The organism is Streptomyces sparsus, assembly GCF_054776295.1.
Window position 1 is genome coordinate 1 of sequence record NZ_BAAHCA010000935.1, and the last position, 1,888, is coordinate 1,888.

Consider the following 1,888-nt stretch of genomic DNA (forward strand, 5'->3'; position numbering starts at 1 on the left):
GCTGTTCCGGCCGCTCCCGCGGAGGCCGTCACGTCTGCCGCGTCCACGGCGCCCACCACGCCGACCACCCCCACCATCCCCACGGCCCCCACCGTCCACGCCGAGCTCACCGCCCCCACCACGCCCACCGAGCCCCCCGCCCCCACCGAGCCCACCGGTCCCGGCTCCTCCGACGTGCTGCCCTGGCTGCGGGAAACGCTCGCCGAGCTGCTCTACGCGGACGCCGTCGCCCCCGGCGACGACTACTTCGCCCTCGGCGGCAACTCGATCATCGCCCTGCTCCTCCTCAAACGCGTCGAGCAGCGCTACGGGATCGGGCTGCGCATGATCGACATCTACGACCACCCCACCGTCGCCGACCTGGCGGCCGCCGTCGAGACCCGGCGGCCGACCGTCGGCACCACGGCCGTGCCCTCCGCACCGGCACCGGAGGCCCCTGAAGGAGACGCGCTCCCGCCGATCCGGCGGACCGACGCGCAGGTGCTCTCGTACGGGCAGGAGCGCATGTGGTTCCACCACCAGCTCGACCCCGGCACCACCCTCTACAACCTTCCCGGCGCCTCCCGCCACCGCGGCCCGATCGACGCGAACGCCATGCGCCTCGCCTGGGAGGACCTGGCCGAGCGGCATGAGGCGCTGAGGTCGAACTTCGTCTCCGTGGACGGCCGCGCACGGCTCTCCGTCCGTTCCGAACTCGGTGACTTCTTCCGCTTCGAGGACCTGACCGGACGGCCCGACGCCGAGCGGACGGCCCGCGAGATCCTCCGTACCGAGTCCCAGCGTTCCCTCGACGTGGAACGCGACCCGCTGGTCCGGGTCACCCTGATCCGGCTCGCCCCCGACGACCACCTGTTCTGCTGGCTGACCCACCACGCCGTCAACGACGGTTGGGCCCCCCAGATCCTGATGCGCGAACTGATGGAGTTCTACGAGGCCCGCCGCGAGGGCCGGACGCACCGGTTCGAGCCCCTGCCCGTCCAGTACCGCGACTACGCCCACTGGCAGCGCGAACTGATGGACCGGGGACTCCTCGAAGGCCAGCTGCGGTACTGGCAGGAACGGCTTACCGACCCCCCTGTGCTGACGCTGCCCACCGACCGCCCGCGCGCCGCGCGGAGGGACTACGCCGGCGCCGCGCACAGCCTCACCCTCCCGCCCGGGCTCGTCGACCGGCTCCGCGCGGTCGGGGTCGCGGAGTCCGCCACTCTCTTCTCGGTGCTGCTCACCGGCCTCAGCATGACGCTGTCCCGGTGGTCCGGCCAGGACGACATCGTGGTCGGCACCCCCACCATCGGACGCACCCGCCCCGAACTGTGGGGCCTGCTCGGCTTCTTCAACAACACCATCGCGCTGCGGGCGGACCTGTCGGGCGACCCGGGGTTCCGCGGACTGCTGCGGCGCGTACGCACCGACGTCATCGAGGGCCTGGAGAACCAGGAGATCCCCTTCGACGCCGTCGTCCGCGAGATCGCGCCCGACCGCGATCCGGCCCGCAATCCGATCTTCGACGTCATGTACGTCCACCAGACCCTGCCTCCGCACTTCGTCTTCGGCGAGAGCCTGTTCGGCCCGGCCGTCGACGAGGAGGGCGGCCCGCTCTTCCCGGGACTGCCGCCGGGGACGTCCAAGTTCGACCTGTCGGTGGTCGTCGGCGAACGCGCTGGTGCGGACGACCTGGACGTGGTGGTCGAGTACAGCACCCACCTGTTCGACCGGAGCACGGTCGCCGACCTCGCTCGGTCCTGGGTCGACCTGCTGTGGGCCGTGACGGAGGACGCGGACGTCCCGCTCTCCGCGCTGCCCGGCCGGCCCGCCGGGCCCGGACCTGACGACGCCCTGACCGGGTTGCGCCCGTTCGAGCCGCCCACCGACCGGCCGCGGCCCCAGG

The 1,888-nt window shown here is 72.7% G+C and carries 1 protein-coding gene; it reads left to right on the plus strand.

Features of this window, described 5'->3' with window-relative positions; genetic code table 11:
• Positions 1-1,888 (plus strand): condensation domain-containing protein (locus ACYVE9_RS25075; protein ID WP_461030177.1); only part of this gene is annotated, 1,888 nt, incomplete at both ends.